We start from the raw sequence: 1,055 nt of genomic DNA, 5'->3' as shown, positions 1-1,055 counted from the left end.
TGGCTATGGTGGTTGTTGGTACTGACTATCGAATTAGCAGTTATTATCGAAGTGGCACTGTTCCTCGTCACGGTGACATGGCTTTCAAGCCGCATAGCAGATGCGAATGAAGCCGAGAGCATACTCCGAAAGCGTTGGCTGGACCTTGGGAATCAATCGATACCCTCAGTAGATATATTCATCACAACTTATAATGAAGGACTGGAGGTGTTGGAAAAGTCTATACTGGGTGCATTAAGAATTGACTATCCCGCCTTTGATGTATGGGTTCTAGATGACGGTAGACGTGACTGGCTGAAACAATATTGCCAGCAGACAGGAGCACGATATCTGTCTCGCTCCGATAACAAGGGGGCAAAAGCAGGTAATATCAACAACGCTCTTCATCATAGCAATGCTGATTTAGTAATGATATTCGATGCTGATTTTGTTTGCTATCGAAATGCAATCTGGCGAGTTGCGGGATTATTTGATGACCCAAGCATAGCTACTATTCAAACTCCCCAGAACTTCTATAATCCAGATGCCTTACAACACAACCTTGGAATTGCTGCTTTTTGGAGTGATGAGCAGTCTTATTTCTTTCGTTTAGTCGCACGAGGGAGAGATGCTTTGGGTGTTGCATTCTGTTGTGGATCATGTTCGATACATCGTCGAACCATTCTTCAGGCCATGGATGGTTTTCCAACAAATTCAGTGACTGAAGATATTCTGCTAACCATCACGCTTTGTTCGCACGGTTGGCGAACTATTTTTTTTGAAGAACCGATCTCAATTGGCCTTGCAGCTGAGTCGTTGGGCTCATACTTTATTCAACGCAAAAGATGGGGCAGAGGTGGCATCCAGGTTGCTTGGTTAATGCTTAAAAAAAGAGGCCTTACAGTCATCCAACGAATATTTTTCTTTCCATATTCTTGGATTACACAGTATAATAGTCGCTTGTTTTTTCAAGCCATTCCCATCGTCTTTTTCATCCTAGGGTTTGCCCCCTTGCCGGATGTCGAGATACAACCAATTCTCTACTTTCAAGCACCCTTTTTATTGTCTCTTACCAT

Annotated in this window: 1 protein-coding gene; it reads left to right on the top strand. The window is 43.3% G+C overall.

All coding sequences use genetic code 11. The features are described from left to right. Window positions 1–1,055: glycosyltransferase family 2 protein (locus tag AC01FP_RS17770; protein WP_474482079.1), on the top strand; the 1,055-nt coding region annotated here is incomplete at both ends.

This window comes from Cyanobium sp. NIVA-CYA 375, from assembly GCF_056108345.1.
Note: the sequence above shows the minus strand (reverse complement) of the source record. Positions and strands in the feature narration are given on the sequence as shown.